Source organism: Brevibacterium daeguense (assembly GCF_021729135.1).
GTDB lineage: Bacteria > Actinomycetota > Actinomycetes > Actinomycetales > Brevibacteriaceae > Brevibacterium > Brevibacterium daeguense.
The window spans coordinates 79,795-103,618 of the sequence record NZ_JAJTWW010000015.1; the positions used below are offsets into that span (position 1 = coordinate 79,795).

Below are 23,824 nucleotides of genomic sequence, written 5' to 3' on the forward strand. Positions count from 1 at the left end.
GGTGATTTCGGTCTCCGGCGCATAGTTGTGGTTCGCGGGGCCGAGGCTCACCGAGGCGGGTGCGGCTCGTTGACCGGGTTGAGCGGCCTGCCGGTCTCCAGCAGCGCGATCGCGTTGCACGCCTGGACGAGCGGGTATTCGAGGGCGGTGCGTTCGGACAGGAAGCCGATGTGCGGCGTGACGATGACGTTCTCGTGGTGGACGAGTGAGGAGTCCTGGGACGGTGGTTCGACCGTCAGCACGTCCAGTGCGGCTCCGCCGAGCTGACCGGAGTCGAGCGCCCGGAGCAGAGCCGGCTCGTCGAGCAGCTCACCGCGGCTGACGTTGATGAGCTGCGCGCCGTGCGGCAGCAGTGCCAGCTGGTCGGCGGCCAGCAGTTTGTCGGTCTCCGGGGTGAGCGGCATGTGCAGCGACACGATCTCGCCGCCGCGCAACGCTTCCTCGAAGCCGACGAGGCGGATGCCGCGCGCCTCATCGTCGGGGGACAGCGCGTCGACGAACGGGTCGAACACCAGCACTTCGCGGAACACCGGTGCGGCGAGCCGCGCGAACTCGCGCCCGATCCTTCCGAACCCGATGACGCTGCACGTGGTCCCCGCCAGGTTCATGGGCGTAGGCGCGGCATTCAACCGCCACTCTCCCCTGCGCACACCGGCATGGAAGCGGTGCACGCGCCGGCCCAGGTTCAGTGCCAACGCCAGCGTGTGCTCGGCCACCTCGCGGGTCGCGGCGCCGGGCACGTTCGTCACCCACACGCCCCTCCGCGCGGCGTGCTCGAGATCGACATTGTCGAACCCCATCGACAGCAGGGACAGGATCTGCACCTGGGGCAGCGCGTCGATCATCGCCGCGTCGACGGTCGCATATCCGACCATCAGGGCCGTGGCGTCCTGCGCCGCCTCAATGATGACCTGATGATCGCGCGTTCCGAGCACCCGGACGTCCCACCCGTGCTCCTCGAGCATGGCGATTCCGGGCGCGATGTCGAGCTCGTCGTAGTCGGTGTAGACGGCTATCGGCGTGTGAGCCACTGATCTCTCCTCTGAGTTCGAGCTGCAGCTGGTGCCGACGCTCATCTGTATCCGGGTGTCGGCCGATGCCGACGCTCGTCCGGGTCCTGGTGCCGGCGCCGGGCACGGCCGGCGCTCATCCGGGTGCCGGCTGGTGCCCGTCAGAGCCGGCGCGTGTAGTCCTCTTTGATCGAACGCAGGTGGGTCCAGCTCTCGATCCTGGCGATCTCCGGTCGTGCACGCAGCGATTCCAGGGTGTCGTAGAGCGCGGGAGGACTGGTCGCCTGGACCGTCATGATCGCGTCGAACCGGCCGATCGTGGACACTGCGAACTCGACGAAGCTCTCCTCGGACAGCGACGGCAGGACGGCGCCGGCGTCTTCGTCGAGGGTCAGGCCGACACCGCAGGTGAGGACGTTGCCGAACCGGCCACGGCGCTGCACGACCACGATCTGCACGATTCGCGCCTCCAGCATCCGGTGCACTCGCGCGCGTGCAGCCGATGGTGACAGGCCGACCGCTGCGGCCAGCTCCTGCCACCCGGCCCTGCCGTCCGCCTGCAGTCGGCCCAGCAGCTGCCGATCGACATCGTCGATCGGGATCCGCTCCAGCTTCTCGTGCTCGAGGTACCCCTTGTACACCCGCGAATAGATCACGGTGTCGATCCGCGCCACGTCGGGCTGCGAACGCACTTCGGCCAGCATCGTGTGGAGCTCCCGGTGCGTCCGGACCCGGACCTCCATGATGAAGTCGTAGCTGCCGGCGACGACCGACACCAGCACGCACTCGTCACGGGCGCTGACCAGATCGACGATCGGCTGGGTGGGTCCCTTCGCGGCAACGGAGACGTGCGCGATCACCTCGTGGCCGGAGAACTGCGGATGCACCGCCGCGACGATGCGCAGGTCCTGCGCCTCGAGCAGGGTCTTCATCCGCTCGGCGACGACCGCGCGGGGGAAGCCGGTCGTCCGCGACAAGGACAGCACGCTGGCCCGCGGCTCCGCGCGCAGCGCGGCGATGAGAGCCTCGTCCATGGTCATGAGCGGATCAGACATGGCTCCTCCTCTTGAGATGCTCATTCTCTTTCACCGCCTTTCGGTGACGAGATCAGTCCACCCCGCGGAATGCAGATCAGCAGTTCGATCGAGCTTCTGAAGAAAACTATTGCGCAGTTGCCCATCAGTCGATCAATTCTGCGGCGTACTCCATTCTCAACGAATGAACTGTTTGTTTTCGTCCTTGTGCTCTCGTATGCTCTCACACATCGCTGCGGCGCACATCACATCACGTCACGCCGGCAGCACCGAAACCAAAGGCGGTATCACCCATGAGCACCCTCCAGGCCACGCCGGAGTTCAGCCACAGGCGCGCCATTCGCGCGGGCTTCGCATCCTTCGTCGGAACGTCGGTCGAGTTCTTCGACTTCTACATCTTCGCCACCGCGGCAGCCCTCGTGTTCGGGCCGCTGTTCTTCCCTGACGCCGATCCCGTCACCGGCGTGCTGGCGTCGTTCGCCACCTACGCGGTCGGGTTCCTGTTCCGGCCGCTCGGCGGAATCATCTTCGGCCATATCGGAGACCGGATCGGCCGTCAGCGCTCACTCGTGCTGACCCTGCTCCTGATGGGAGTCGGCACCACCCTGGTCGGCGTGCTCCCCACCTTCGAGACGGCCGGCATCTGGGCGCCGATCCTGCTCATCTTCCTCCGCGCGCTGCAGGGCCTGGCCGTCGGCGGCGAGTGGGGCGGAGCCGTGCTGATGTCGGTCGAGAACGCGCCCGATCGCTTCAAGGGCCTCTACGGCTCCTTCCCGCAGCTCGGGAACCCCATGGGCGCGCTGATGGCTTCGGGAATCTTCGCCCTGCTGACGATCAACGGGCAGGATTTCCTGCTGGACGGCGGATGGCGCATTCCGTTCCTGCTGTCGGCCGTGCTGATCGCCGTCGGCTTCTGGGTCCGCTACACCGTCGAGGAGACTCCCGTCTTCCAGGCCGAGGTGGCAGAGGGCAACATCCAGAAGTTCCCGCTCAAGGTCGCCGTGCAGAAGAACTGGCGGGCGATCCTGCTGGGCATGGGCCTGATCCCCATCTCCACCGGCGGCTACTACATCGTCACCACCTTCGCCACCACCTACGGCACGGAGCCCTCGTTCGGCGTGGGCATCACCGCCAACGACATGCTCAACGTGCTGTCGGTCGCCGCGCTGGCGGAGCTGATCTCCACGATCTTCATCGGGGTGCTCGCCGACAAGATCGGACGCAAGACCGCGATGCTCGGAGGCCTGCTCCTCACCGGCGGGCTCGTGATCCCGATGTTCCTGACCATGTCCCCGGACAACCTGCTGCTGATGTTCATCCTGTTCTCGTTCGCCCGGGTGGCGATGAACGGCGCATGGGCCCCACTGGGCGCGATCATGGCGCAGATGTTCGAACCGGAGTCGCGCCAGACGAGCCTGTCGGTGTCCTACAGCTTCGGCAACGCGATCTGGGCCGGCTTCTCCCCGCTGGTGGCGACGTGGCTGTACCAGCAGACCGGATCGGTCTGGTCCGTCATCGCCATGTTCCTCATCATGACCGCGATCAGCGTGGTCTGCCTGATCGCGGCGCCTCAGAAGAAGGACCCCGTGCTGGAGGAAGCGGACCCGCGGCTTCCCCGGGTCGAAGTGAAAGGAGCCTGAACGTGCGGAAGATCCGGACATTCGACGAATCCCGCGGTGATTGGTCGCCTCTGCTCATCGAGGCGGGAACCGTGCTCACCGGTGACCGGGACCGGCCCGAGGCGAGCGCCCTGCTCGTGGCCGGCGAGCGGATCGCCGCCGTCGGGAACGCGGAGGAGTGCCAGGCGGCAGCCGGAGCGCTGGGCCTTGGCCGGCCGCGCCGCCTCGAGCTCGGCGACGTCACGGTGGTGCCGGGGTTCATCGACCCGCACGCGCACCCCCTCATGCACGGCCAGATGCAGACCTGGGTGGACTGCGGACCCGCACGGGCGAAGTCGATACCGGAGATCGTCGCGCTGCTGCGGGAGCGCGCGCGGACGACGCCCGGCGACGGGCCGATCCGCGGCTACGGGTACGAGCATCGCAACCTCGCGGAGGGGCGCCACCCCACGCGGCACGAGCTGGATGCGGTGTCGACCACCCGCGAGGTGTACCTGATGAACGCCTCCGGGCACGGCGGCGTGGTCAACAGCTGCACGCTCGCCAAGCACGGCGTCACGTGCGACACCCCGAATCCGCCCGGCGGCGAATTCTTCCGCGACAGCGCCGGAGACCTCACCGGCGAGCTGTCGGATGCCGCCTGCAACATCCTCACCGGGGTCGACGGAGTGAAGGTGGGCAATCACGGCCCCAACCTGCACCTCGGCGACAGCATCGAGGAGCACATCGAGCAGCTGCACACGGCGCAGGAGTCGTTCCTGCGCGGTGGAGTCACTGCGGTCGGGGACGCGCAGGTGTCCCGGCGCGAATTCGACATGTACCTCCGCCTCGCCGAATCCGGCGACCTCAAGATCCGGTACTCCATGTACTTCCTGTCCCATCTGCTCGACGAGGGCCTGGAGATCGGGATGCGGGGGGCCTTCGGCAACGGCTACCTGAGCTTCGCCGGCTTCAAGTTCTACGCCGACGGCACCCTCGGGGGCTGGACCGCGTACTTCCCCGACGGCTACGCGGGCGACCCCTGCCGCACCGGGATGCTGTACCACGAGCCCGCCGAGTACACCGAGCTGGTGACGCGGGCCCACGCCGCAGGTCTGCAGACCGCGACCCACGCGCAGTCGCCCGATGCGATCGAGATGGTGGTCAGCGCCATCGAGCAGGCGCAGGCCGCGCACCCGCGCGAGGACGCCCGGCACCGGATCGAGCACTGCGGGCTGCCCACGCCCCAGCAGATCACCCGCTTCAAGGAGCTGGGCATCTATCCCGTCAACCAGACCCAGCACTACTACAACTGGGGCGAGGGCGTGGTGGATGCGATCGGCACGCCCGGGGAGCGCTTCAACCCGCTCGGTGAGTTCCTGCGCGCCGGGGTGCCCATCACCCTGAGCTCCGACGCGCCCGTCGCGGAACCGCGCCCGCTCGAGGCGATCCAGACCGCCGTCACCCGCACCACCCGCAATGGGCACCGGCTGGGCGCCGACGACCTGCGGGTCTCGGTGGCGGAGGCCTTCCGCGGGCACACCCTCGCCGGGGCGCACGTGCTCGGCCGCGAAGACGATCTGGGTTCGCTGAGCGCGGGCAAGCGGGCCGATTTCGCGGTTCTGGGAGACAATCCGTTCGAGGTGGATCCCGAGGCGATCCACGCGATTCCCGTGTCGGAGACATGGGTGGGCGGACAGCGACAGTTCGCCGCGCAGTGAGGAGCAGGAATGACTGAGACGCAGAAGACCGGGACCGCCGTGGACACCGACAGCATCGTCACCGCGAACGTCGGACGCGATGTGCTGCGGGTGCTGCGCGGGTACGGCATCGACACCGTGTTCGGCATCGCCGGCACGCACAACCTCGAGTTCTACCGGCACCTGCCGGAGCTCGGGTTTCGCGAGGTGACCACCCGCCACGAGCAGGGAGCCGGCTTCGCGGCCGGCGGCTGGTCCCTCCAGACTGGGCTGCCCGGTGTCGTCATCACCACGTCGGGTCCGGGCCTGCTCAATGTGCTCTCCAGTGTGGCGACCGCGTACGCGGAGTCGCGCCCGCTCGTCGTCCTCACCCCGGGCCCGCCGCGGGGCGAGGAGTTCGCCGACATCGGCTCGCTCCACGAGACGAAGGACAGCGAGGCGGCCGCGGCTGCCGTCGCGGCGTGGGCGCGCCGGGTGAGCTCCGGGCAGGAGGCGGTGGACGCGGTCCACGAGGCGTTCGGCCTGTTCCGCACCGGCCGCCCCCGTCCCGTCGTGATCGAGATCCCGCTGGACGTGCTCGAGGGGCCCAGCGACTGTGCGCCCGAACAGCTCGAACCCGTCGCCGCCCCCGCGCCTGCCGAAGGCGACGCGGAGCTCATCGCGGCTGCCGCCCGGCTGTTGGAGTCGGCCGAGTCCCCGGTGATCCTCGCCGGCGGCGGATCGCTGAGCGCCGCAGCCGACGTCCGCGCGCTGGCCGAGCGCCTCGGGGCGCCTGTGCTCACCACGCTCAACGGGCGCGGAGTCATCCCCGAGTCCCACCCGCTCGCGCTGGGGGCCACGCTGCGGATGCAGGCCGCCGCCGAGCTTGCCGACTCCGCGGACGTGCTGCTGGTGATCGGATCCAAGGTCGGGGTAGCCGAGCTCTGGACGGGGCCGCTGCGCCCGCGCGGCTCGGTGATCCGCGTCGACCGCATCGAATCCCAGCTGACGAAGAACCTGCCCGCCGCGATCGGGATCCGGGGCGATTCCCGCGCGGTCCTTCCCGCCCTCCTCGAACTCATCGGCACGCCCGAGGCGGACCTCGACGCCCGGGCGGCGCGCGCCGCGGAAGCTCGGGAGCGGATCGAGCGGGAATCGCGCGCGGCGCACCCGGAGATCGTGGAGCTGTGCGACGACATCGCGGCCGCGGTCCCCGATGACGTCATCCTCGGGGGCGACTCCTCCCAGGTGTGCTACTACGGCACCGCGAACCACGTGCCGGTCCAGCACCCGAACTCGTATCTGTACATGGCCGCTCACGCGACCCTCGGGTTCGGCCTGCCGGCCTCGATCGGTGCCAAGCTCGCGGCGCCTCGGCGGCCCGTGGTCGCGGTGATCGGCGACGGGGCGCTGATGTTCTCGATCCAGGAACTCGTCACGGCGCGCCAGGAGAACCTCGACCTCGTCGTGGTGTGCGTCGACAACGGCGGGTACCAGGAGATCGAGGAGAACGAGGGCAGCCGGGGCATCCCGCCCATCGGGGTGAGGCTGACGCAGCCGGACTGGGCGCAGCTCGCGGCGGCGTGCGGTTGGAACGGCACCGACATCGCGGACCGGCGCGAGCTCACCCCGGCGCTGCGCTCCGCGCTGGACCGGGGCGGGCTGCACTTCATCCACGTTCCGTTCGCGCTCTACCACTCGAAGGACGGCTGAACATGCAGAAGACCGACGCTGCGGTGAAGGCCACCGCGCAGGCGTGGATCGACGAGAATCTCTCCGAGCTGTCCGCCTGGCACCAGCACATCTGGCACCTCGGCGAGCCGGCATGGCGCGAGCACGAATCCGCGGCGTGGTACGTCGAGCTGCTCCGCAGCCGGGGATTCACGGTCGAAGCGGCCTCCGGCGGCATGCCCACCGCGTTCTGCGCCGAGTGGAGCAACGGGGACGGCCCGACCCTGCTGACCTACGCGGAATACGACGCGGTGCCGGGCAACTGCCAGGCCGCCGGGACCCGGGCGGCGCCTCGGGAGGGACTGCCGGCGGACGCGCCGGGGCACACCGACCCCCACTCGGCGCTGGGCATCTCGACCCTGGCCGGGCTGCTGGCCGCCCAGCACGCGATGCGCGAGCACGGGATCCCCGGCACGCTGCGCTACACCGGCGAGCCCGCGGAGAAGATGCACGGGTCGAAGGTCGTGCACGGACTGCAGGGGTACTACGACTCCGCGGATGCCATCGTCAGCTTCCACCCGTTCTACATGCTGCCGCTGTGCAACACCGCCCGGTGGGACACGCAGTGCGGCGCCTACTACTCCAAGGTCTACGAGTTCATCTGCGACGAGCCGGAGACCTGGCAGCTGTCGGCGAACCCGAACTCGCCGATCCCGGCATCCCATTCCGCCGCCCGGGCGCCGGGCGCCAACATCGCGCTGCTCCAGATGCATTCGGCGTCGCGGACCATGCAGGATGCGATGCTGCCCAGCGTGGGCGGGTGGAGCCTGTCGGATGCCATTCTCGCCTCGGGGCAGGCCACCGCCGACAACCTGCCGGCGCGCGTCTCCCGCATCCAGTACTCCTGGCGCACGCCGGACATCGAGATGGCCGAGCACGTGCTGGCGGTGCTGGACCGGAACGCTCAGCACGCCGCGCAGATGGCGCACTGCCGCGTCGAGGAGACCTGGGTCGCCCGCTCGCGGCCCGGCCTGACCAACCACGCCCTCGCCGAGGTGCTCTTCCGCAATCTCGAGCAGGTGGGCGCGCCCGCCTATGGCGACGAGGCCGTCGAGGCGGCACAGGACATCCAGCGGCAGCTGGGGATCGCGCCGATGGCGAAGCCGTACCTCGACGAGTGCGAGCAGCTGATCTCGCCGCAGGACGCGGAGGCCGCCCTGCGGAGCGAGATGCCCGCGTGGCAGCGGAACTGGACCAGCGACGACTACGTCGAGATGACCCATTACGCGCCGACGGTGCGGTTCTACGTCTCCCGTCCCGCGCTCAAGCCCGCGCCGGGGCGCGGTGCCTACCCGGCGTGGGTGATGAACGCGCTCGGCGGGATCCCGGCCGCCATCGATCCCACCATCGAGGTGGCGGGGAAGACGATCGCCGGCACCTTCCTGGAGCTGCTGCTCGACGGGGAGTCGCTCGGCCGCGCGCAGGAGGAGTTCGAGCAGCGGAAGGCCGAAGCCGGCCTGGAACCGCTGCTGCCCGCCGACTTCACCCCGCCCACCGACCTCCCCTGGCCGGAGTACGTCTACGACAGCGCCGGTTCCCGCCGCTGGCTGAGCGCGGGCTCACGGGGGTAGTCGGGGCATGGGGCACGAGGTCGCCGGCGCCTTGGGAGCTGCGGGCGCCTCGGGTCCGGCGCCTCGGCCAATGTCCGGTGCCTCGCCGGTCCCGCCTTCACACTCCCGCCGAGTCGAACGCGACCTGGTCAGCCTCCCGGAGGATGCGGGCGCTCTCGTCGAGCAGCGCCTGCTCCTCCTCGGTGAGCTCCGGTTCGAGGATGCGCACGACTCCTGTCCGGCCGAGCACGGTCGGCAGACCGATGAACGTCCCGTAGCGCTCGTGGTGGGAGGCGACGTGCATGATCGCGTGGCTGTCGTCGACGATCGCCTCGGCGATCTGCGCGACCACCGCGCCGATCCCGTGCTGGCTGGCGCCGATGCCCTCGATGATCGAGATGTTCGAGTACTTCACCGCCTCCCGGATGCGGTCCTGCACGTCTGCGACGTCCTCGCCGGTCTCCGCGATGAGGTCGAGGACGCGCCGACCGCCCACCCGGGCGAGCGACCATGCGTAGACCGCCGAGGTGCCGTGCTCTCCCAGCACCATCGCATCGACCTCGCCGGCCGGGACGCTGAGCTCCTGCCCGATCCGGTAGCGGAACCGCACCGTGTCGATCGTCGTGCCCGACGACAGGACCGTCATCTGCGGGGCCAGGCGGCGGGCCAGGGACGCCAGCGGGTCCGGCGGGTCGGTGACGACGAGGACGGTGGCGGTGGGGTCGACCTCGCGCAGTTGGCCGATCATGTCCACGTAGGCCCGGGCGTTGGCGGGGATGAGGATGCGACGTCCGGCATCGTCGGACCGGTCGGTGGCGCCGCCGTCCCTCTCGTTGACCCCGGCGGTGATGATGACGAGGTCGCAGCCCTTGAGGTCCTCGTACCTGCCGGCGCGGATCCGGGCCCGGGAGGTTGCGGCGGCGGCATAGGTGAAGTCCTCGGCGAGCCCGACGGCCTTCGCGTGGGTGCGGTTGACGACGATGATCTCCGGGTCGAGGCCGGTCGGGGCGATGAGGTGGGCGATCGTGGCCGCCGTGACCGCGCCTGCGCCGATGATGCCGATGCGCTTCATGAAGTTGCTCCTCGTCGTCGAGTGGAGGGGATGGCCCTGTGGCCCTGTGGCTCTGTGGCCAGATGCTGTGGCCCTGTGGCCCTGTGGCCAGATGCTGTGGCCAGCATATGAGGAGTTGGGATTTCCCTACCCCGGGTGGCGGGACAGCTCCAGCGACTTCTGCCTGAGAGATCGCTGGAATGGAGGTATGGCCCTCACTCTGTCCTCTGCTCGGCAGGCGACTGCTCATCGTGACCCGTCCGCCGCAACCCCTCCGATTTCAACTGCACCGGCGTCGACGGCCTCCGCCTCCCCTCCAGCCGTTCGCGGTCCGAATCACTTCGCCGACCTGCTGGTCGTCACCGCGGTGCTCGCTGCGATGCCCTACCTGGTCCTCAAGACCATGTGGCTGGCCGGGTCCCGGGTGGGTCACGTATCCGCAGACGCGGCAGCCGAGGCCGGCGAACTGCGGCATGTGATCGGCAACGCGGTCACGATCGCTCTGGTGCTGCTGTCGTTCGCCCTCGCCCTGGCGTGGAGATCGTCCGCGGTCCGGAAGCTGCCTGCGGCGGTGGTGCTCGTCCCGGCGTTCATCGGCACCGGGCTGCTGGCGCCGATCGTGACCGGGGTCCCGCTCGGGTTCGTCGTCGAAGCGGTCGTGACCGGCGCTTCGCCGCTGGCCTCAGCCGAAGGCCTGCATCCAGTCGTGTACGCCGTCGTCTACGGCGGGTTCGTCATGGTCGGCGCGGCCCATGCCCTGCTGTTCGCCGGCAGCGCGCGCAGGCGCTGGGCGCCGGTGCTCGAACGGGTGCGGGCGCCGCGCGGGTTCTTCGTCGCCGAGGCGTCGGTCGCCCTCGTCCTCGCCGGCCTGGTGATGGGAGCGTGGGCGATCGCCGGGCCGGGAGTGTTCGGGCAGGGCGCGTCGGGTCCGCCCGGCTTCGAATCGATCACCCAGCGCTTCCTCCTCGGGGCGACTGCGGTGCTGCTGGCCGGGGGAGGGCTGACTCCGCTCCTCGGTGTGCTCGGGCGGCGGGCGCCTCGGGCGCGGTTCGCGCTCGTCGCGGTGCAGTGGGTCGGCATCGCCACCGGCGCGGTGGCCGGGCTGACGCACCTGGCGCTGAGCGCCTCGGGTACGGCCTCGCCGGTGCTGATCGCGGTGGCGCTCGCCGGCACCACGGCGGCGGTCACGTTGGCTGCGGCGTGGGCGCGGCAGTTGAGTGAGGCAGTTGAGTGAGGCAGTTGGCTAGGACCACTTATCCACAATCGGCTTGAGGCGCTGACTTACCGGACCTCAGGCAAATACGATGGAAGGAGTTGAAGGGAAAGGATGGCCGCGACGAAGTGGGCCGTTATTGGAGGAAGCACCCGAACAAGGAGCTCGAAGCACTTCTCGAGGAGTTCCACGAAGCGGGATGGCAGATCATCAATCCCAAGAAAAAGTACTACAAAGTGCGCTGTCCTTGCGGCAGCCACTACAGATCCATTCACATATCGCCTAGCAACCCTAGGTACAGCCAAGATGCGCTATCGTGGCTCTACCGTCAGCCTTGCTACAGCGAGAGGGGGCACGGACAGTGACGACGATGGTGGCTCTGGAAATGCGGTTCCTTGTCGAGGGAGCGGACAAGGATGATTTCGAAGCGATTCTCGACGACCTCACGGATGAGCTCAGCGATCTCGAGGATGCCCACAGCGATCTGCTCGACGCCGCAGTGTTCGTCAGCGTGGAAGAACGGACCCTGACGATTGCAGCGACCGCGTCAGGTGAGTCCTTCGACGATGCTGAATCGGTTGCTCAATCGTGCATTCGAGCAGCAATTCACGCGACAGGCGGCGCGACTGAGGACTGGAACGACGCGATGGACATTCAGCACAAGGAATCCACGTTGCTCGCGCGGTAGAGACAAGCACTTGCCACGAATCAGGCCATCCCCACACCAATGAGTTTGGGGATGGCCTTCATCTTGGGCGATTCCTCATCGTGGTGAGTCACGACGACGCCTTCCTCGCGCGCCTCGGGATCGACATCTGGGTCGAGCTGAGCGAAGAGGGACTCGACTACTCAACCCGGCGCGCTGCTCCTACAATTCGGGCAAGGCCGCTCAACGGCGAGCGTCCGGGAATCGGGAGGTTCAGATCATGACCGACGTCAGAACGTCCACCGTCGAGATTCCGGGAGGCACCCTGCTCTACGACGTGCGCGGCGATCTCACCGACACCAGGCATCGTCCGCTGCTGATGGTCGGCTTCCCCATGGACGCGACCGGTTTCACGACCCTGTCCGGGTTCTTCCGGGACCGGACCGTGGTCACCTGCGACCCGCGCGGCATCGGTCGCAGCACCGCGACGCAGGGGGACGCGCCGCCGACGGTCAGGGACCACGCCGAGGACCTGAGCCTGCTGATCGACGCGCTGGACGCCGGCGCGATCGACATCTTCGCCAGCAGCGGGGGAGCGGTGAACTCCCTGGCCCTGGTGGAGACCCACGCCGACCAGGTCCGCACCCTGGTCGCCCACGAACCGCCGGTGTTCACCGTGACCTCGGACAGCGAGAACATCCTCCGGGTGACCGCCGACATCACCGACTCCTACCGCGCCAGAGGCTTCGGGGCGGCGATGGCGAAGTTCCTCCGCTTCCTCATGCTCGAAGGGGAGGTGCCGGACGACTACCTGGACCAGCCGGACCCGGACCCGGCGGCCTTCGGGCTGCCGACAGCGGACGACGGCGCCCGCAACGATCCGATGTTCGCCGGCAGCATGCTGACGATGCCGGACTACGAACCGGATCTCCAGGCGCTGAGCGCGGCATCGACCCGGATCGTACTGGGAGTCGGCGAGGAGTCCCAGAACATCATGCCCGGACGCGCCGCCATGGGAATCGCGGAGTCCCTGGGGTGCGATCCGGAGATCTTCCCCAGCGGACACGGCGGTTTCCTGGGCGGGGAGATGGGTCATCACGGCGAGCCCGAGGAGTTCGCCGAGGTGCTGCGGCTGGTGCTCGACGAGGGGTGACTCCGCGCCGGGGTCGGAGGACAATGGTGACCATCCGCCCGAACCGCTAGGAGACCCGCGATGGCGTACAGAATCGGATACATGGTCGGATCCCTCGCCACCGGCTCGATCAACCGCATCCTGTCGAAGGCGCTGCTCAAGGTCGCACCGGACGACCTCGAGTTCACCGAGATCGAGATCGGCAACCTGCCGCTCTACAACTACGACTACGACTCGGACTACCCCGCGGAGGGCAGGGCGCTCAAGGAGGCGATCGAATCCTCCGACGGGATCCTCCTCGTCAGCCCCGAGTACAACCGCTCGATCCCGGGCGCCCTGAAGAACGCGATCGACTGGGGCTCACGGCCGTGGGGTGCCAACTCCTTCGCCCGCAAGCCCACCGGAGTCGTCGGCGCCTCGATCGGTGCGATCGGCACTGCAGTCGCCCAATCGCAGCTGCGCAGCGTCCTGAGCTTCCTCGACGCCCCGCAGCTGAACTCACCCGAGGTCTACATCAACTTCGACCCCGAGGTGTTCGGCGAGGACGGCGAGATCCACAACGACAGCACGAAGGAGTTCCTCACCCACTACATGAACGAGTACTGCGCGTTCGTCCAACGGGTGCTCGACGTCAACGCCGCCGGACACATCGGTGACCCCGAGGCGACCTGACCGCGCCCGCTCGTCGCAAGCCGAACGGATCCGCCGAGGCGGCAGGCGCCTCGGCGGGTCCGGTCACGTGGGCCAGTCCAAGGGGAAGTCGGACTCGCCCGAGTCGAGCTGAGCGCACCCGCTCGCCGGTGCGCTCAGCTCACGCTGCCTCAGCCGAGGCGGCGGCGGGTGAGCATGACGGTCGCCCCACCGATCGCCAACAGTGCCGCGCCGAGTCCTGCACCGGCGAGCTCCGGCCCGGTGCGGGGCAGGGTGCCGGGGTTGCCTGCGGCCTCGTCGTCCGCCTCGGCGGCGTCGTCTCCACCTGCCTGGGCGTCATTCCCGCCGGCCTGGCCATCATCGTCGGAGGCGTCGTCCGTGCCGGCGGCGGCATCATCGGAAGCCTTGTCGCCGTCAGCCTTGTCAGCGGACGCGTCGTCAGCGGATCCAGCGTCACCGGCGGCCTGGGCAACCGAGGCGGCGCCCGACCCGGCCTTCGCGCCGTCCTTCTTCTCGGACTTGGCGTCGTCCTCGTCACCCTTGGCGCCGTCCTTGTCGGACTTCGCGTCGTCCTTGTCGCCCTTGTCGGCGTCGCCGGCGGCGTCTGCGCCGACGGTGAATCCGGCCTTGAGCGAATCGCTGCCCTTGGACTTCACCGTCACGCTGTAGCTGCCCTCGTAGCCGGAGATGTCATCGGTCGGCTCGCCGTGCACGCTGAAGGTGACGGTGCCCTTGGCGTCGACCTTGCGAGTCTCGGAGTGCTCCAGCGACCCGTCGTCCTTCTTCACGAACATGGTCGCCTTGCTGCCGGCCTTGAGCCCCGAGGCCTTGATCACGACGGCATCGTCCTTCGCGACGAACTCCTCGGCCGTGAGCTGCTCGGGGTCGAGCACCAGGCCGCGCTCGCCGGCATCCGCGTCATCCTCGGTGGAGTCGCTGTCGCTCGACCCGTGCGGGGCCTTCGACTTCTCGGACCTGTCGGAGGAGTGGCCGTCGGACTTCGAGCCGTCCTCGTCGGACTTGTGCTTGCCGGATTCGTGCTTTCCGGACTTGTCCTTGCCGTCCTTGCCCGACTTCTCCCCGTCCCCGCGGTCGTCGTCCGACTCGCCATCCGAGCCGGCGGGTGCTTCCGAAGCCGGCTGGGGGATCGTGCCCTCGTAGTGTGCGAAGTTCTGGACGGCGTAAGTCTGACCGTTCGCGGCAACCGCGAAGCCGAGGCCGACCGCGTTGTAGGCGCCCTCGATGTTCTTCCGGTGGCCGGGGGACTCGAGCAGGGAATCGACAAGCGCGCGAGCGGTGGCGGCCGCATCCTCGCCGGGGTTGTTCTGGGCGACGTTCTCGGCGGTGCCGGTAGCACCGGTGGCGAAGGTCTTCGTGGAGGAGTCGGGGTTGTGCGACAGCTTCTGATCGGCGGCCATCGACTTGGCCCACGGCTGCGCGATGCCATCGAGGGCGAGGCTGCTCGTGAGCGGCTTCAGGCCCTTGGACTCGCGGTGCTCATTGACCTGCACCAGCATCTGCTGGGCGACCTCGTCGTCGAAGTTCTTGGCGTCCTCGGTGGCGGCCTGCGCCGGCGGGTTGAGAGCGGGGACCGCGGCCGGGATTGCGGCGAATCCGCCGGCGGCGACAACGGCGGCGACGGGCAGTGCGAGAGAGCGCTTCATGAAATTCATCCTTGGTAGTCGGCAACGTTCGTCCCACACCGTAACGATTCTGTTACTTGACGGCATATCGTTACCGTTTCGAAACCGAAACTAGCGGTTGCGTCCCGAACGGATTCCGCGGTTTCGTGCCCGGGGGAGCTCCGAGTGCTGATGCTGATCAAACCGCGCCTCGGGCCTCCGCGCAGCAGGGAATGAGCCCTGCGGCGCGCCGAGCGCGCGGCGGGATAAAGTAGGGACCAGCAGTGTGATAAGCATCACAATGAAGTGGAGCGCACCCCCTGGGAATCGTCGCTGCTGGACCCGGCGGGACCTGCGCCAGCCATCGACGATCCTTGTGCGAGGAACGACATGGACACGCACCCTTCCGAGCCCCTCCCCGAGCCCCGCGCGTCCGGCCGCGAGCACAGCAAAGCCCCTGCCGGGCAGCGCCCGAACCCGCGCGATAGCCGATCGCCCCTTCGAGATCGCGGTCTGGTCGGATTCGACGGGCGCCGGCGAGTGCTGCTCGGGATCGCCGCGTTCGTGTTCCTCGGCATCCTGCTGGCTCTGACCACCGCGGTCCCCGCGGTCCGCCGGGCAGAGCCGAACCCTCCATCCGGGACACCCGAGCTGGCCGCCTCTCCGGCGGACTTCAGCACCGAGCGCGCGATGACACACCTGGAGCGGATCGCCCGTGCACCCACGCCGATCGGCAGCCCGGAATCAGCCGTGCTGCGGGAGCTCCTGGCCGACGAACTCGGCGACCTGGGGCTCGAGGTGGAGATCCAGGACGCCATCGCCGCGCGCAGCTTCGGCTCCGACACCGCTGCCGGCCGAGTTCACAACATCGTCGCCACCCTGCCCGGCGAGCAGACCACCGGGCGGGTGATCCTCAGTGCCCACTACGACACGACGTTCGGCAGCCCTGGCGCCGCCGACGACAAGGCCGCAGTGGCCGCCATTGTGGAGACCGCGCGAGTGCTCAGCGCGGGCGAGCCGCTGCGGAACGACGTCGTCTTCCTGCTGACGGACGGTGAGGAGCCGGGGCTGCTCGGGGCCGAGGCGTTCGTCCGGCAGTACACGAACGTGCTGCCGGGCGGCGCCTCGGGCGGTTCGGCGACGGGGCCCGGCGGCGGCTCGCGCTCCGTGGGCGGAGTCGTGCTCAACTGGGAGGCGACGGGCAACTCCGGTCCCGTGGTGCTGTTCGAGACCTCCGACGGCAACGCGCACCTCATCGAGCAGTTCGCGCGTTCGGTCCCTCACCCCGTCGGCGAGGCGGCAATGGCCGAGCTGTACCGGACCACCGACCAGAACACGGATCTCACGGCGTTCCGGGAGGCCGGCCTGCAGGGGCTCAACTTCGCGTTCATCGACGGCGGCGCCTACTATCACAGCCAGCAGGACACCCCCGAGAACTTCGACGCCGCGAGCATGGATCACCTCGGGAGGACGATGTTCTCCCTGACGCAGGCGCTCGGGCAGCGCGACCTCGCCGAGCTGACCGCCGCCGGCGATGTCGTGTACTTCTCCGCCTTCGGCACCATGTTCAGCTATCCGTCCTGGCTCATCAGGCCGCTGGCGATCTTCGCGGTGCTGGCGGTGGCTGCGCTCGCGGTCGTGGCGCAGCGGCGGGGAACCATCACCTTCCCGCGGGCGGGACTGGGCCTGGCGGCGGCGCTGATCCCGATCGTGCTGGCCCCGGTGGCGGCCTTCTTCCTGTGGGAGCTGGTGCAGCTGGCGCGGCCCGGGTACGAGGGGATGCGGGACCCCTATCGGCCGGAGTTCTACCGGTGGGCGCTGATTGTCCTCACCGCCGGGATCGTGGTCGGCTGGTACGCCCTGCTGCGGCGGCGCATCGGCCCGGCTGCAATGGCGGTCGGTGTGCTCGGCTGGCCGGCTCTCCTCGGGCTCGCCGAGGCGTGGTTCGCCCCCGCGTTGTCGTACTCCGATTCGCTGCCGGCCGCGTGCGCCGCCCTCGGCGGTCTCGCAGCCCTGGTGATCCCGGACCGGCTGGCAGCCTGGCGGGTGGTGCCGCTGACGCTCGGGATCGCGCCCGGGGCGCTGCTCATCGTGCCCGCGGGCCTGATGACCCTGGCCGCGTTGGGACTGCCGCTGGGCGCTGTGGCGGCGTACCAATTCGCGGTCGCCGGGCTTCTGGTGCTTCCGCTCCTCGAGCTGCTGGTGCCGAGGGAGCATGAGGTGGACCCGGCTGCGGCTGGTGCCGCGGGTTCGGCGGCCGAACTGGCCGCGGCGGGACCCGGCGCGGCTGAGCGGGCGGGGCGGCGCCTCGGCGGCCCTGCGAATCCGGCGCGAGTCGGCCGTGTTCACTGGCGCCTCGGCGGGGTGGCGCTCGTGCTCGGGCTGGTGGCCGGGCTGGTGGGCGCCGGGCTGGCGTTCGACTCCTTCGACGCCGATCATCCGCGTCCCGCCCACCTGATGTACGTGTCGCTGCCGCAGGCGGGCGCGGCGCACTGGGTGAGCAGCGAGATCGGGCCCGGCTCCTGGGTCGCCGGCCACGCACGGCACCGAACCCCCGAGCACGGGATCGGGATCCCGCTGCCGTACCGGACGGAGCCGAGGTGGAGCGGAGCAGCGCCGGAGATCGGGGCGGCGGCTCCCGTGCTGGATGTCCGCGGCATCCGGCCGGCCGGTGAGGACACCATCGTCGAACTCCACATCACCTCGCTGCGGAACGCCGACGTGCTGACGCTGCACGCCGACGCCCCGGTCGAGTACGCGGCGGTGAGCATCGATGGCAGGGACGCGATCGCGACCGAGCCGACCCCCTCCGACGACAGATCGCGGTGGCCCTACGAGCTGCGGTTCTACGATCCGCCGACCACCGGGGTCCGGCTGACGCTGCGATTCTCCGATTCCGAACCCGCGCAGTTCGCCCTGAGCGACTACACCCTGCGGCTGAAGGACGTGCCCGGCTTCCGGGCGCGGATGCCGCACATCGGTCGTTCGACCCTGCACAGTTCGGACCTCGTCGTGGTCGGCGGCGTGCACGAGGCGTCGGCGGAAGGGTGAGGAGGTGCCGCTCGCGTGGGCTGCTGAGTCAGGGTTGCGGTTACTGATCGTCGAGAACCGAAACCGACGTCAACGATCAGTAACCGCAGTTCGCAGGGTCTGGCGGGGTGACGGCGCAGGATCGGAGTCGATGCGGGACTGGCGAGCTTCGTAGGCTGAGGACACTCCCTCCGATTCGCGGACCCGGCCCACGCCCCATTCCTTTTCCACCCCATTCATGCTCGAGTGAAGGAGCACACCATGCTTCTGGAGGACAGGACCGCGGTCATCTACGGCGGGGGCGGCACGATCGGCGGTGCCGTCGCCCGCGAATTCGCCCGCCAGGGAGCCACCGTGTTCCTGGCCGGCCGCACCCGCGCACCGCTCGAACGCCTCGCTGGTGAGATCGCCGATGCCGGCGGCCGAGCCGAGTGCGCCCAGGTCGACGCCCTCGACGAGGAGTCCGTGAACACGCACGCGCAGTCCGTCGCGAAGCAGGCCGGCGGAATCGACATCACCCTCAACGCGGTGGGCCGCATCCACGATCAGGGCACACCGCTTGCCGGCCTGAGCCTGGAGGACTTCCAGCAGCCCATCACCGAGTACACCCGCACGAACTTCCTCACCGCCAAGGCCGCCGCCCGCCACATGGCCGAGCGCCGCCGCGGAGTCATCCTGACGCTGTCCACGCCCGGATCGCGGCTGTCCGGACCGGGCTTCCTGGGCTACGGGGTCACGTGCGCCGCGATCGAGGCGTTCTCCCGGATCCTCGCCGGCGAGCTCGGCGGCCACAACATCCGCGTCGTGTGCCTGCGGCCGGACATGATCCCCGAGGCGCTCGCCACCTCCTACACGGGGGAGCTGTTCCGGCGGGTTGCCTCGCAGTCGGACACCACCGCCGAGGCGCTGCTCGAGGCGCGCGCCCAATCCGCCACCCTGCTCGGGCGGCTGCCGACGCTCGACGAGGTTGCCGCCTATGCCGCGTTCGTCGCCTCCGACAGGGCAGGCGCGATGACCGGGGCGATCGCGAACCTCAGCTGCGGTTCCCTGATGGACTGAACCGGCGCCTCGGGCGGGGCTGCGCGGGCGGGTCAGGGCTGCGCGGGCGGGGCTGCGCGGGCGGGTCAGGGCTGCGCGGGCGCCGCGAGGCAAACTGCGGTCACTGATCGTCGAAAACCTGGCTGGCGTCGACGATCAGTAACCGCAGTTTCGGGCCGGCTGGTAGAGGTGGGAGGCAGATGTGCCGCCGGGTAGGCCCGGCCTGGCTAGGCCTGCTCGACCGGGCGGCCCTCCTCGGACCAGGTGTTGAAGCCGCCGTCCAGGTGCGCCACGTTCGTGTACCCCATCTCCTGCAGCGCCACCACGGCCAGGGCCGACCGGCCGCCGCTGGCGCAGGTGAGGATCACCCGGCTGTCGGGATCCAGCGACTCGTCGTGATACGGGCTCGTGGTGTCCGCGCGGAACTCGAGCATCCCGCGCGGCACGTGAACCGATCCCGGGATCCGGCCGCTCTGCGTGATCTCCGGCTGATCCCGGATGTCGACGAGGATCGCGCCGTTCTCCATCTCCTCGGCAACCTGCTCAGGAGCGAGGTTCTCGATCTTGGATTTGGCTTCCGAGACCATGTCCTTGGCTGTCTTCTTCATGAGTCGCTCCTTCGCGCCTCGCCGGCCGCCGGGTGTCGACCAGCTGCCGGATCAATTTTACCGCTGGGGATGGGGAAGGGGGAGTGTTCAGGGCACGAATCCGCCTGCAGACTAGGCTTGTTCATCCGGTCGTGCGGCTCGCGCTGCCGCCTCCCACCGCCCGTCCGCCTTGGCGCGCTCGACCTCGGCCAGCCCACGCGGGCGCATCCGGCCCTCCTCGGTCAGCCGGGCTACGCGAGCGATATTGCTGGCGGCCCACGTGCTGCGTTTCCGGCGCGGGGTGAAGCGCTGCTTGTAAGTCGCGTGGTCGATCTTCTTGGTATGACCGTCGATCCACCCGCTGCACAGCGCCTCCTCGACAGCCTGGACATAGGCCAGAGACGTCGCTTCGGTGCAACCCTTCTTCGCGATGGTCAGCCAGACGCCGTCGGAGGTCTGCTCGTGCTCGTCGAGCCAGGCTCGCCAAGCCTCGGCATCGGTGAGCAGCAGCGGATTGCTCTCGGTGCCTGGGGTCCCGGACGCGGTGGTCTCCGGGTCGTGTTCGCGGTGGTTGTCGGGTGTCATTCGGCTGCTCCGGAGTGATCCGGGAGGGGCACGAACCCGCCTGCGCGGAGGTGATCGAGGAGGTGATCGACGAGGGGGAGGTGTGCGATCTGGTCGCGCGGCACCCATGTCACCTCGGTGGCGTCGTCGCCGGCTTGCAGGCGCCCGCCAGCGACAGTCGCGGCGAAATCATGCACTTCGTACACGAGCTCGTCGCTGACGGGGATGTCCAGCTGCCACAGGTGCTCACCGACGTCCACGTGAAGACCGGTCTCCTCGAAGGTCTCCCGGGCGGCGGTCTCACGCAGAGTCTCGTTCCCCTCGGACTTGCCGCCGGGCACCGACCACAGCCCGGGCTGCGGGGGACGACCCCGGCGCACGAGCAACAGCGCGCCATCGCCTCGACGCACGATACTGCTCGCCGCTCGCACCCTGCGCATTCAGCCGCCGCACTGCGCGGCGGCGTCGCCCGCGGCGGCTTCACCCGAGGCGGTTTCGGGCTTCTCTCGGGCATCGAGCATCTCCAGGAAGTGCGGGTTGTGCATCACGCCCAGGATATTGCCGAAGGGATCGACGAACGAGGCGGTTGTGAACCCGGACTCGCGCTCGGTCACCGGCTCGTACTCAGCGGCTCCCATCGCCAGCAGCTTCTCCACGATCGCGGGAAGATCATCGACATGCCAGAACACCACGGCGCCGCCAGGACTGGGTCTGCCTTCGGGGCCGCCGGCTGCGCCCTGGGGTGCGTACTTTCGGTCGATGATGCCGAGCTCGTCCTCGTCGTCCCCGACCCTGAACTCGAGATAGGCGGGTGGGGCAGGCGGGTGCGGGAACGCGTAGTAGGGAGCCAGGCCGAACAGCTCGGCGTACCACTCACGTGCGGCGGACAGGTCGTCGGCGTAGAAGCTGACGGTGGCGAATCCTCGAAACATCGGTGCTCCCGGAGTCGGTGGCTTCGATCGTAAATGCCTGGGGGTGGTCGTTCAATGCTCGGTTTCGAGCAGCAGCGGTTACGCGGCAAGCGGTGCGAACGGGAGGATCTCGGCGTCTGGCCCGTGCACCACGAGACACGAGGACTCCGGAATCTCCTCCCATGCCCCCTCGAGGTCCCCGAGCGGCTCCGAGACGATCAGGTGGGCGTCCGCTGAGAGGTCCTCCAGGAAGCTGTCGTCGGCGTGCATGGAGCGCACTGCTGAGATATCCACGCTGCGGAAGAGGGACCGTGAAGCACCTTCACTGGAGTAGCGGAACGCCCAGGTCGTCTCGCCATCGGTGGTGGCGACCGTCATCTGCACGGGGTACTCGATGCCGTGCTGCCGACCCGTGTCCTCAATGAATCTCACGGCTGCGGCGACCCCAGCGGGAGGGTCGTCCTTCATCCCGAAGGTCAGCGCGAGGTGGAAGAACAGTTCGGAATCGGTCGATCCCTCGATGAGCGAGAACAGGTCCGGGGCAACACTGCACGCCAGATCGCGTTTGACCGTGGGGAAATCACGAATCAGACCATTGTGCATCCACAGCCAATGATCCTGTCGAAAGGGGTGGCAGTTGGTCTGCTGAACCGCGGCGCCGGTGGACGCACGGACGTGTGCGAACACGAGCCGCGACCACGTCAGAGCGGAGAGTTCCCGCAGGTTTCTGTCGTTCCACGCCGGATGGGTGCTGTGGAACAGACCGGGGCGAGGGCGCCTCCTCGAATACCAGCCGACGCCGAAGCCGTCGCCGTTCATCTCCTCGGACCCCAGTCGTGCATGCCTGCTCTGCTTCACCAGGGAGTGTGCGGGTTTGAAGAGCAGATCCTCCAGGTTGACCGGTGAACCGGAGTACGCGAGCCATCGGCACATGATCGTCCCTTTCCGAGACCATCACCGTACAACCGCTCGGCCGGGGAGACTACCCGTCGGAAAACCTTGCGGGTCCCTCGTCCTTCGAAGAGACAAGGTCTATTGTTGGAAAGGCGTGGAACTTCGCGGGAAGATCCAGGCACGACGATTGCCCCCGGCGGCGTCCCTCCGGGGAAATCGACAGCAGCGAAATCAACAGCAGCGAAAGGTGAATGCCATGGCCGAGAAGCCCAACCCGATCCAGGCGCAGAAGTTCCTCAGCGGAATCGACTACCCCGCCAGCCGCGACGACCTGGTCAAAAAGGCTGAGCAGTCGGGCGCGGATGACAAGGTCATGAGCGCGCTGAAGGGGCTCGAGGACCGCAAGTACGACAGCCCCGCCGACGTCAGCAAGGGAATCGGCGCCGAAGGCTGAGGCTTTTCGCCTCCCCTCCGCCTTCTCAGCCGGGGCCGTCTTTACACGGCTCCGGCTGAGTCATTCACAGTCGGTGCTTTCGCGCTTCAGTTTCATCACTCGCAGCCGACGCCGTCGCCGTCCCTGTCCAGGTGCCTGCCGTATCCGGATTCACCCGCATGCACCGGCGCGCCACCGCGCTCGCGCGCCTCGGTGCAATTCTTGAACGCGCCATCCGGACGGGAGCCGGGGCCCGCTCCCGCATCGGAATCACTGCCGGAGCCGCTGCCGCCTCCACTGCCGGAACCGCTGCTTCCTGAGCCCACGTCGCCGGAGTCGCTTCCGCCGGAGTCGCTGCCGCTGCCGGAGCCGCCGCTGGAGCTGGAACCCGTGTCGCCGCCTCGCGGCTCTGGCCACGGGTCGTCGCCGAACGCCTCCTGATCGCAGTCGGTCAGCAGCTTCTCCATGGCGTCGAACTCCGGTGGCACGACCCACAGGTCGTACTTGTGCTTCACGGCGATCTGGCGCGCCACGTACTCACAGCGATAGGACCGGTCGGGCGGCAGCCAGGTGGCGGCATCGCCGTCGCCCTTCTGCTGATTGAGGTGGGATTCGACCGCAAGGAGGTTGATCGGATCGTTGCCGAACTCCACGCGCTCCTGTGCCGACAGCTTTTGCGCGCCGGTCTGCCAGGCATTCGACAGCGCCACCACGTGGTCGATGTCGATGTTGTTGCCGTCGCCGCGGATGAAGTCGAAGGTCTCTCCCGAGAAGTCCGAGGTCAGGCTGCCGTCGAGCACCACGCAGCCGTTGTCGGCCAGCGTGATGTCGTGGAGATCGCGGCGGAGGACGTCGTTGCGGGTGTCGCAGCCGTTGCGGTCGACGTCGTCTCGCCATCCGAAGAGATCGCGGTCGTAGCCCGTCTTGGGTGCTCGGCCCTTGACCTCGAGGTCGTAGAGCATCGCCAACGCCGAGCCGGACTCCGCGTCCTCGGGGTTCGGATCTTCGGGGTTCGGATCCCGGGGTTCATCCGAGGTGGGGGACTGCGGGGAGTCGTGTGGCGCCTCGGCGGCGCTCGATTCGATGCCGAAGGAGGCCGGAGACCCCGGATTGCTGGGGCCGCCCTCCGGTGCGCAGCCCGAGAGCGCGAGGGCGGCGGCCAAGAGACCGGCGACGATCGGGCCGCCCTTTCGCGGGCGCCTCGTGCCGGGTGAAGGCTGAGTCGCGGAGGGAAGGCGGCGGTTCGAGCCGGAAACCGTGGGTAGCACCGAGGCCATGCGTCTCCCGATGAGAACAGTGGTCGGAAAGGTGGGAACGATCAATTGTATTCCGTGCTTCGGAGGAGTGCTGCGCCGGCAGCGCTTCACGTGTGCTGGTCACAGACGTTCGATTGCCGCTGTCTGCTGGTCAGAGAAGTTCGAGAAGCGGGCCGTTTCTCGAACCTCTCTGA

At 68.8% G+C, this 23,824-nt stretch carries 21 protein-coding genes; 11 read left to right on the forward strand and 10 right to left on the reverse strand.

Translation table 11 applies throughout. The annotated features are described in order from the left end of the window. Positions 1–47: 47 nt before the first annotated feature. Positions 48–1,031 (reverse strand): C-terminal binding protein, encoded by a 984-nt coding sequence (locus LXN01_RS12075; protein WP_236865493.1) that lies wholly within the window; start codon positions 1,029–1,031, stop codon positions 48–50. A 140-nt stretch (positions 1,032–1,171) separates the two neighbouring features. Further along, positions 1,172–2,065 (reverse strand): Lrp/AsnC family transcriptional regulator, encoded by an 894-nt coding sequence (locus tag LXN01_RS12080; RefSeq protein ID WP_236865495.1) that lies wholly within the window; start codon positions 2,063–2,065, stop codon positions 1,172–1,174. Between the two features lie 272 nt (positions 2,066–2,337). Between LXN01_RS12080 and LXN01_RS12085 the strand changes: the two genes are divergently transcribed. The 4 genes from LXN01_RS12085 to LXN01_RS12100 are packed head-to-tail and all read left to right on the forward strand — an operon-like array spanning position 2,338 to position 8,623. Continuing rightward, positions 2,338–3,684, forward strand: coding sequence for an MFS transporter (locus tag LXN01_RS12085; RefSeq protein ID WP_236865497.1), 1,347 nt, complete (start codon positions 2,338–2,340; stop codon positions 3,682–3,684). Positions 3,685–3,686: 2 nt separating this feature from the next. Next, a complete protein-coding gene (locus LXN01_RS12090; RefSeq protein WP_236865499.1) occupies positions 3,687–5,363 on the forward strand; it encodes an amidohydrolase in 1,677 nt (558 codons plus the stop codon). 9 nt (positions 5,364–5,372) lie between these two features. Continuing rightward, positions 5,373–7,034: a thiamine pyrophosphate-binding protein gene (locus LXN01_RS12095; RefSeq protein WP_236865501.1), complete on the forward strand. Its 1,662-nt coding sequence runs from the start codon at positions 5,373–5,375 to the stop codon at positions 7,032–7,034. A gap of 2 nt (positions 7,035–7,036) precedes the next feature. After that, a complete protein-coding gene (locus LXN01_RS12100) occupies positions 7,037–8,623 on the forward strand; it encodes a zinc-binding metallopeptidase family protein (RefSeq protein WP_236865503.1) in 1,587 nt (528 codons plus the stop codon). Between the two features lie 97 nt (positions 8,624–8,720). Here LXN01_RS12100 and LXN01_RS12105 read toward each other — a convergent pair whose 3' ends face one another. After that, positions 8,721–9,674 (reverse strand): malate dehydrogenase, encoded by a 954-nt coding sequence (locus LXN01_RS12105; RefSeq protein ID WP_236865505.1) that lies wholly within the window; start codon positions 9,672–9,674, stop codon positions 8,721–8,723. Positions 9,675–9,861: 187 nt separating this feature from the next. On the opposite strand from LXN01_RS12105, the gene LXN01_RS12110 reads away from it, so the two are divergent. The 4 genes from LXN01_RS12110 (at position 9,862) to LXN01_RS12125 (ending at position 13,316) form a co-directional block, all read left to right on the forward strand. Next, positions 9,862–10,887, forward strand: coding sequence for a hypothetical protein (locus LXN01_RS12110; RefSeq protein ID WP_236865507.1), 1,026 nt, complete (start codon positions 9,862–9,864; stop codon positions 10,885–10,887). Between the two features lie 340 nt (positions 10,888–11,227). Further along, the gene (locus LXN01_RS12115; protein ID WP_236865509.1) at positions 11,228–11,554 is read left to right on the forward strand and encodes a hypothetical protein; all 327 of its coding nucleotides are present in this window, start codon (positions 11,228–11,230) and stop codon (positions 11,552–11,554) included. Between the two features lie 238 nt (positions 11,555–11,792). Continuing rightward, a complete protein-coding gene (locus LXN01_RS12120; RefSeq protein ID WP_236865511.1) occupies positions 11,793–12,665 on the forward strand; it encodes an alpha/beta fold hydrolase in 873 nt (290 codons plus the stop codon). Positions 12,666–12,725: 60 nt separating this feature from the next. Beyond that, positions 12,726–13,316, forward strand: a complete 591-nt coding sequence (locus LXN01_RS12125; protein ID WP_236865513.1) for an NADPH-dependent FMN reductase — start codon at positions 12,726–12,728, stop codon at positions 13,314–13,316. A 149-nt stretch (positions 13,317–13,465) separates the two neighbouring features. On the opposite strand, the gene LXN01_RS12130 is transcribed toward LXN01_RS12125, so the two are convergent. Then, positions 13,466–14,959: a CAP domain-containing protein gene (locus LXN01_RS12130; protein WP_236865515.1), complete on the reverse strand. Its 1,494-nt coding sequence runs from the start codon at positions 14,957–14,959 to the stop codon at positions 13,466–13,468. 348 nt (positions 14,960–15,307) lie between these two features. Here LXN01_RS12130 and LXN01_RS12135 point away from each other — a divergent pair, with 348 nt between their 5' ends. Both LXN01_RS12135 and LXN01_RS12140 read left to right on the forward strand, forming a co-directional pair. Beyond that, positions 15,308–17,968 (forward strand): M28 family peptidase, encoded by a 2,661-nt coding sequence (locus LXN01_RS12135; protein ID WP_236865517.1) that lies wholly within the window; start codon positions 15,308–15,310, stop codon positions 17,966–17,968. Between the two features lie 240 nt (positions 17,969–18,208). Continuing rightward, positions 18,209–19,006, forward strand: a complete 798-nt coding sequence (locus LXN01_RS12140) for an SDR family NAD(P)-dependent oxidoreductase (protein WP_236865519.1) — start codon at positions 18,209–18,211, stop codon at positions 19,004–19,006. Between the two features lie 206 nt (positions 19,007–19,212). On the opposite strand, the gene LXN01_RS12145 is transcribed toward LXN01_RS12140, so the two are convergent. The 5 genes from LXN01_RS12145 to LXN01_RS12165 form a co-directional block, all read right to left on the reverse strand. After that, the gene (locus tag LXN01_RS12145) at positions 19,213–19,593 is read right to left on the reverse strand and encodes a rhodanese-like domain-containing protein (RefSeq protein ID WP_236865521.1); all 381 of its coding nucleotides are present in this window, start codon (positions 19,591–19,593) and stop codon (positions 19,213–19,215) included. A 111-nt stretch (positions 19,594–19,704) separates the two neighbouring features. Beyond that, entirely contained in the window at positions 19,705–20,157 is a 453-nt protein-coding gene (locus LXN01_RS12150) for a YdeI/OmpD-associated family protein (RefSeq protein ID WP_336885270.1), read from the reverse strand. Further along, a complete protein-coding gene (locus LXN01_RS12155) occupies positions 20,154–20,576 on the reverse strand; it encodes an NUDIX hydrolase (protein ID WP_272902440.1) in 423 nt (140 codons plus the stop codon). Before LXN01_RS12155 ends, LXN01_RS12150 begins: the two co-directional genes overlap by 4 nt. Then, positions 20,577–21,068 carry a VOC family protein gene (locus LXN01_RS12160; protein WP_236865525.1) on the reverse strand — a complete coding sequence of 164 codons (492 nt, stop codon included), beginning with the start codon at positions 21,066–21,068 and terminating at the stop codon, positions 20,577–20,579. A gap of 78 nt (positions 21,069–21,146) precedes the next feature. Continuing rightward, complete coding sequence (locus LXN01_RS12165; protein ID WP_236865529.1) at positions 21,147–21,980, reverse strand: class II glutamine amidotransferase; 834 nt, start codon at positions 21,978–21,980, stop codon at positions 21,147–21,149. A gap of 217 nt (positions 21,981–22,197) precedes the next feature. On the opposite strand from LXN01_RS12165, the gene LXN01_RS12170 reads away from it, so the two are divergent. Next, positions 22,198–22,395 (forward strand): DUF2795 domain-containing protein, encoded by a 198-nt coding sequence (locus LXN01_RS12170; RefSeq protein ID WP_236865531.1) that lies wholly within the window; start codon positions 22,198–22,200, stop codon positions 22,393–22,395. 95 nt (positions 22,396–22,490) lie between these two features. Here LXN01_RS12170 and LXN01_RS12175 read toward each other — a convergent pair whose 3' ends face one another. Then, positions 22,491–23,537 (reverse strand): GmrSD restriction endonuclease domain-containing protein, encoded by a 1,047-nt coding sequence (locus tag LXN01_RS12175; RefSeq protein WP_236865533.1) that lies wholly within the window; start codon positions 23,535–23,537, stop codon positions 22,491–22,493. Between the last annotated feature and the right edge of the window lie 287 nt (positions 23,538–23,824).

What these genes read in the sequence shown, in the direction of transcription:
- LXN01_RS12080 (WP_236865495.1), bottom strand. Translation starts at nt 2,065, where the DNA reads ATGTCTGATCCGCTCATGACCATGGACGAGGCTCTCATCGCCGCGCTG.
- LXN01_RS12085 (WP_236865497.1), top strand. Translation starts at nt 2,338, where the DNA reads ATGAGCACCCTCCAGGCCACGCCGGAGTTCAGCCACAGGCGCGCCATT.
- LXN01_RS12095 (WP_236865501.1), top strand. Translation starts at nt 5,373, where the DNA reads ATGACTGAGACGCAGAAGACCGGGACCGCCGTGGACACCGACAGCATC.
- LXN01_RS12100 (WP_236865503.1), top strand. Translation starts at nt 7,037, where the DNA reads ATGCAGAAGACCGACGCTGCGGTGAAGGCCACCGCGCAGGCGTGGATC.
- LXN01_RS12105 (WP_236865505.1), bottom strand. Translation starts at nt 9,674, where the DNA reads ATGAAGCGCATCGGCATCATCGGCGCAGGCGCGGTCACGGCGGCCACG.
- LXN01_RS12110 (WP_236865507.1), top strand. Translation starts at nt 9,862, where the DNA reads ATGGCCCTCACTCTGTCCTCTGCTCGGCAGGCGACTGCTCATCGTGAC.
- LXN01_RS12120 (WP_236865511.1), top strand. Translation starts at nt 11,793, where the DNA reads ATGACCGACGTCAGAACGTCCACCGTCGAGATTCCGGGAGGCACCCTG.
- LXN01_RS12125 (WP_236865513.1), top strand. Translation starts at nt 12,726, where the DNA reads ATGGCGTACAGAATCGGATACATGGTCGGATCCCTCGCCACCGGCTCG.
- LXN01_RS12130 (WP_236865515.1), bottom strand. Translation starts at nt 14,959, where the DNA reads ATGAAGCGCTCTCTCGCACTGCCCGTCGCCGCCGTTGTCGCCGCCGGC.
- LXN01_RS12135 (WP_236865517.1), top strand. Translation starts at nt 15,308, where the DNA reads ATGGACACGCACCCTTCCGAGCCCCTCCCCGAGCCCCGCGCGTCCGGC.
- LXN01_RS12140 (WP_236865519.1), top strand. Translation starts at nt 18,209, where the DNA reads ATGCTTCTGGAGGACAGGACCGCGGTCATCTACGGCGGGGGCGGCACG.
- LXN01_RS12145 (WP_236865521.1), bottom strand. Translation starts at nt 19,593, where the DNA reads ATGAAGAAGACAGCCAAGGACATGGTCTCGGAAGCCAAATCCAAGATC.
- LXN01_RS12150 (WP_336885270.1), bottom strand. Translation starts at nt 20,157, where the DNA reads ATGACACCCGACAACCACCGCGAACACGACCCGGAGACCACCGCGTCC.
- LXN01_RS12155 (WP_272902440.1), bottom strand. Translation starts at nt 20,576, where the DNA reads ATGCGCAGGGTGCGAGCGGCGAGCAGTATCGTGCGTCGAGGCGATGGC.
- LXN01_RS12160 (WP_236865525.1), bottom strand. Translation starts at nt 21,068, where the DNA reads ATGTTTCGAGGATTCGCCACCGTCAGCTTCTACGCCGACGACCTGTCC.
- LXN01_RS12165 (WP_236865529.1), bottom strand. Translation starts at nt 21,980, where the DNA reads ATGTGCCGATGGCTCGCGTACTCCGGTTCACCGGTCAACCTGGAGGAT.
- LXN01_RS12170 (WP_236865531.1), top strand. Translation starts at nt 22,198, where the DNA reads ATGGCCGAGAAGCCCAACCCGATCCAGGCGCAGAAGTTCCTCAGCGGA.